At 53.1% G+C, this 4,807-nt stretch carries 6 protein-coding genes; all 6 read right to left on the reverse strand.

The window, feature by feature from the left end; translation table 11 throughout:
* A partial coding sequence (locus tag WCE46_RS04275; RefSeq protein ID WP_424732460.1) for a ferritin occupies nucleotides 1-297 on the reverse strand: 297 nt, incomplete at its 3' end.
* Nucleotides 298-552: 255 nt separating this feature from the next.
* Nucleotides 553-1,011, reverse strand: a complete 459-nt coding sequence (locus WCE46_RS04280) for a tetratricopeptide repeat protein (RefSeq protein ID WP_424732461.1) — start codon at nucleotides 1,009-1,011, stop codon at nucleotides 553-555.
* Between the two features lie 54 nt (nucleotides 1,012-1,065).
* Nucleotides 1,066-2,064, reverse strand: coding sequence for a hypothetical protein (locus tag WCE46_RS04285; RefSeq protein WP_424732462.1), 999 nt, complete (start codon nucleotides 2,062-2,064; stop codon nucleotides 1,066-1,068).
* 151 nt (nucleotides 2,065-2,215) lie between these two features.
* Nucleotides 2,216-2,887, reverse strand: a complete 672-nt coding sequence (locus WCE46_RS04290; RefSeq protein WP_424732463.1) for a DUF2179 domain-containing protein — start codon at nucleotides 2,885-2,887, stop codon at nucleotides 2,216-2,218.
* A gap of 109 nt (nucleotides 2,888-2,996) precedes the next feature.
* Nucleotides 2,997-3,137: a YHS domain-containing protein gene (locus WCE46_RS04295; RefSeq protein ID WP_424732464.1), complete on the reverse strand. Its 141-nt coding sequence runs from the start codon at nucleotides 3,135-3,137 to the stop codon at nucleotides 2,997-2,999.
* Nucleotides 3,110-4,807 (reverse strand): copper-translocating P-type ATPase (locus WCE46_RS04300; RefSeq protein WP_424732465.1); only part of this gene is annotated, 1,698 nt, incomplete at its 5' end. The genes WCE46_RS04300 and WCE46_RS04295, both read right to left, overlap by 28 nt.

The following is a 4,807-nucleotide window of genomic DNA, read 5'->3' on the forward strand; positions in this document are numbered from 1 at the left end:
GCCGGTTACTTTCTGCTCGTGGGCGTACACCTCGTCAAAGACCTTGCCGGCCGATGACCACTTTGTCTTGGGTGCCTCTATCGCGTCAAGGACAACCTTTCCCTGCCGTGCAATGATATAATCGTAAAATTTCATTGCATGGGTCCGCTCCTCGTTTGACTGGACCAGCATCCACCCGGCAAACCCCTTGAGATTGAGCGTCTCAAAATAGGCCGACATGGCAAGGTAGAGGTACGATGAGTAGAGCTCGCGGTTGACCTGGCGGTTCAATGCTTCTTCTAGGGTTCTGGATAACATACGAAAACCTCCTTATATCCGTGGAGATTGGTTTATCTTTTAATAATGGTTTCGTACGTGACAGCCGGCCGCCGGTAGTGGTGTTTGTGGTACGGAATGGTCCGGCCCGGCTGCCGTCAGAAGTGAAAAGAGAATAAATCGCGTATCAGATCCACCAAAGGGGGTCCGGAACGTCCGGTGCTTAGAGTCACCGGCATTCCAGTGTTTTCGTAGAATCCTGACGATACTATCATTCTTTGCCCGGAGAAACTGTTTTTATTTTCGGATGCGTTTACTCTCGTCTTTGATATCGAGGATAATCTCCAGTTCGAGCGATTTGGCATAGGCAATCTCCGCCTCGTCGCTCTTCCCCATCTCTTCAAGGCAGATCCCCCGGATATACCATGCAGAGGCATCATTGGCATTAAGTGATACAGCACGGGTGGCGGCAGCAAGGGCCGGTTGATACTGGCCGAGATTGTACAGCGCAAGTCCTTTTTTCGACCATGCATCCGCATAATTCTGGTTGATGGCAAGCGCCTCCCCGCAATCGACAATTGCTTCCGCAAATCGTTCCATCTCTGTTTTCACCGATGCCCGCAGGTACCAGCTTTTGGCATCCTTCGGATCAAGCCGGATTGCCTGATCGAGCAGGAGAAGAGCCTCCCGGTATTTGGTCTGCCGGATGTAGAGTTCCGCTTTTTTCTGGAGTGGGACAACATCATTTAATGGCATGAGCTATCACGGTCCAGTTTTTTTTGGATTTTTCAGAGATACTCATCAACTTCACTACGTGTCTTCAATCAGGTCGCCGAAGATCCTTTTGAGGGCATCCTGCTCATAGATAGCCATCTTTTCCTGTGCAGCAAGCAGGTGTTTGGGCTTCTCCCAGATAAACCAGTCCTTCATCGACATATAGGCGAGCAGTGCATTGGTCAGGCTGACTCCGGTCTCATAGAGTGTTGCATAGTAATCGAGGGTTGCATCCCCGCTCCAGTCAACGTCCAGATGCTTTTCCATGATCGTGAGCATGTTGTCGCCAAAGACCTTGGACTGGTACCAGGCCGTGTGCGTCCATCGTGTCGTGAGCATCTCCTTTACTTCGAGGTGGTCGAATTTCTTCATCTGGGGGATGTTGACCACCGGTGTGAGCTTGTCCGACGGGAGGGTTTTTGCAAGGTAGAGGTCCCGGGCATAGAACATGGATTTATCAAGTACAAAGTATCGCCGGGGAACAATATCCATCATGTCCGACATCTCGTCCATATCCTGCTTGCCGTCCTTTAAGAGAATGTAGAGCTGGGTCTTCCTGAGCTGGGACATGCGGTAATAGATCCGGGCATTGACGATTGGGTTCCAGGGTAGCTCATTGATGTCCTCATGGAACTGCCGGTACAGGATAAACAGCATCTCAAGGAGTTTTTTTACCGGGAGTTTCTTATCCTTGTTTACCTCATCCTTGAGAGCGTCAAGATAGATCTGGCGCATGCCTGTATAGACCGAATCGCTGGTAAACGAGCAGATCTTGTAACCGGATTTTTTTGCAGCCGCCCCTTTGATAAACAGATGGGTACACTGCTTTGCGATGACGAAATCCTTTAACAGGCCGATGTAGTTTGCAGGAAAGATAATGATATTCTTGTCGATATTGTAGGTATAGACGTCGACAAGCGTCCCGCCGGGTGCTGCATCGGGTTTCCGGAGCAGGGTGATCTCGGTGTCCAGCATCCGTTCGGTTTCGGAAATGAACCTCCGTATCGGCTTGGACAGGGGCATATTGGTCTTCATAGACCTTCACCCGACTATATTCTGAAAACAACAGCGACCCGGCATGTACCCGTACAACCTGTGACACGTATTCTTTACTTTGGACAGGGAAAAAAGTTAGGATTTGGTACTATACCCGTACGTAGACAGCAGGTAAAACGCCGGCATTTTCTTACTGTTTCTTCCGCGGTTTTGCAAGATTATGCAGTAACCCGGTAAAAGGGTTCTGTTTTCTCGGGCGGAAGACCCCCTGGTTGACATACCGCACATCTTCGATGGAGAAGAATGCATCGGGGTTTGTTTCCTCGATATGCCGGGTGATCCGCGGGACATCGTCGCGGTTCACAAGGGAGATAATCATCATAACTCCGCCACGCGCACCTTTTGCGTCAAGGCTGGTAGTGCCATAGTGTTCGGCCTGTAAGAAGTCCGTGATCTCCTCGCCGGTTCCATCGGTAGTGATGATACGCATGATCACCATGCCGATTGAGAGTTTCTCTTCAATGACAAGACCCACGTACGTCCCGAGTGCAAACCCGAAAGCATAGGCGAAGAAATACGAGACATTGGAGAGGTTGTTGAGCACCCCGACAATGGCAAGGAGCCAGATGATAATCTCAAAGAATGCGATGACCGGGGCGAGGTACTTCATCCCTTTTGAGAGAAAGACGATCCGGAGCGTCTCCATGCAGACGTTTGCGATCTGCGCAACGAAGATGAGCAGCGGCAGGATGATCCAGTTAAAGATCCCGGGACTGATGATGAAGAAATCCATAGTGTATGCCTTCTTTTTATTGGGATCGCACACGACCCTGCAGTTGTCCGGCGATAAATTGCAAAACATATGCCGTCGTTTGTATATCAAGATTACGGGAAAATCTGCACAAAAAAAGGGAATCTGGTAAGATTAACGCGATCGCGCGGACGTATGCACCCGGTTTTATGCCCTGTCGTCACGCGTACTTTGCGGGATCTGCATCAAATTTCTTCTTGCAGCCCGGGGCGCAGAAATAATATCGTTTCCCTTTGTACTCGCTCGTGAACTTTGCCGTCTTCTCATCAACGGTCATCTTGCAGATCGGGTCGATTGCCATTTCTTAATCACCACGTGATCTTTTTTCTTTGCTTCCGGTATATACCCTTTGAGGAGGAGCGAGAGGGTTACGACGGTCACTGAGCTCGCGGCCATCGCAAGGGCGGCAAGTTCAGGCCGGAACACGAACCCGAAGAACGGGTAGAGGATACCGGCTCCCACCGGGATCAGGGCCGCGTTGTAGGCAAAGGCCCAGAAGATGTTTCCTTTGATCCTGCCCATCACTTTTTTTGAGAGTTCGAGTGCCGCCACTGCATCGAGCGGGTCGTCCCGTACAAGGACGATCTCCCCGCTCTCGATGGCAATATCGGTCCCGCTCCCGATTGCTATCCCCACATCTGCCTGTGCAAGCGCCGGGGCATCGTTGATCCCGTCGCCAACAAAGGCCACGACTTCTCCTTTCTCCTGCAGGGTTTTTACGACATCAGCTTTTCCCCCAGGGAGGACTTCCGCGATCACCCGGTCGATCCCGATCGTACGGGCAATAGATTCTGCTGTGCGCCGGTTGTCCCCGGTTACCATGATCACGGTGATGCCATGTGCCCTGAGCTGCCGGACCGCGTCCGCGCTTGTGTCCTTAAGAGTGTCCGCGATCGCGATGATGCCCGCCTGAACGTGGCCAACCGCAACAAGGATCGCGGTCTTGCCATCCTGTTCGAAGGCACGGATCTTTGCGTCCATCCCCTCGGGGAGAGCGATACCGTTTTCCTGCATAAGCGTGCGGTTGCCCACGAGCACTTCTTCGCCCAGCACGAGTGCGCGGACTCCTTTTCCTCCGAGAGTATCGAATTTATTGGAATCGCCGATCGCAACACCTTTTGCCTGTGCAGCCCGGACAACTGCCTGTGCGAGCGGGTGATCGGAGTTCTTCTCGACAGCTGCCGCAAGGGAAAGGAGCGTCTCTTCCGTGACGCCGGTTGCCGCGAGATCAGTCACTTCCGGTTTTCCCCGGGTGAGGGTCCCGGTCTTGTCGAAGATCACGGTCGTGACCATCCCGGCGAGTTCGAGCGCCTCGCCGTTTTTGATGAGGATCCCCAGTTCCGCCCCCCGACCGATCCCGACCGTCACAGCGGTGGGCGTGGCAAGTCCGAGTGCGCAGGGGCAGGCGACCACGAGTACCGATATAAGCGCGGTAAGGGCAAAGAGCAGGGTCGCATGAAACAGGAAGTACCATACGATAAATGCAGATGCAGCGATGAGAATGACCGTCGGGATGAAGTACGTGACTGCGACATCCGCAATCCGCTGGACAGGCGGTTTTGACCCCTGTGCATCCCCGACAAGCTTAATGATCTGCGCAAGTACGGTCTCTTTTCCGATCTTTGTCGCTTTGACCGAGAGGATGCCGTTCGTGCTGATCGTGCCGCCGACCACTTGGCTCCCTCTGGTTTTCAGGGGCGGGACCGGCTCCCCGGTGATCATCGCTTCGTTTACATAACTCTCACCGGTCACGACCTCGCCGTCCACCGGGATTTTGCTGCCGGGTTTTACGATTACGATGTCGCCGGCCACGAGATCCTCGATAGCCACGTCGACCTCTTTTTCGTCGCGGATGATTGTCGCGGTCTTTGCCTGGAGCCCGGCAAGTTTTTTGATCGCGTCAGAGGTCCGGCCCTTTGCCCGGGCTTCGAGATACCTCCCGAGCATTAAAAACGCGGCGAGCATGATCGC

Source organism: Methanoregula sp., from assembly GCF_049690535.1.
In the GTDB taxonomy this organism is placed as follows: Archaea; Halobacteriota; Methanomicrobia; order Methanomicrobiales; family Methanospirillaceae; genus Methanoregula.

What these genes read in the sequence shown, in the direction of transcription:
- WCE46_RS04285 (WP_424732462.1), bottom strand. Translation starts at nt 2,064, where the DNA reads ATGAAGACCAATATGCCCCTGTCCAAGCCGATACGGAGGTTCATTTCC.
- WCE46_RS04295 (WP_424732464.1), bottom strand. Translation starts at nt 3,137, where the DNA reads ATGGCAATCGACCCGATCTGCAAGATGACCGTTGATGAGAAGACGGCA.
- WCE46_RS04280 (WP_424732461.1), bottom strand. Translation starts at nt 1,011, where the DNA reads ATGCCATTAAATGATGTTGTCCCACTCCAGAAAAAAGCGGAACTCTAC.
- WCE46_RS04290 (WP_424732463.1), bottom strand. Translation starts at nt 2,887, where the DNA reads ATGTTTTGCAATTTATCGCCGGACAACTGCAGGGTCGTGTGCGATCCC.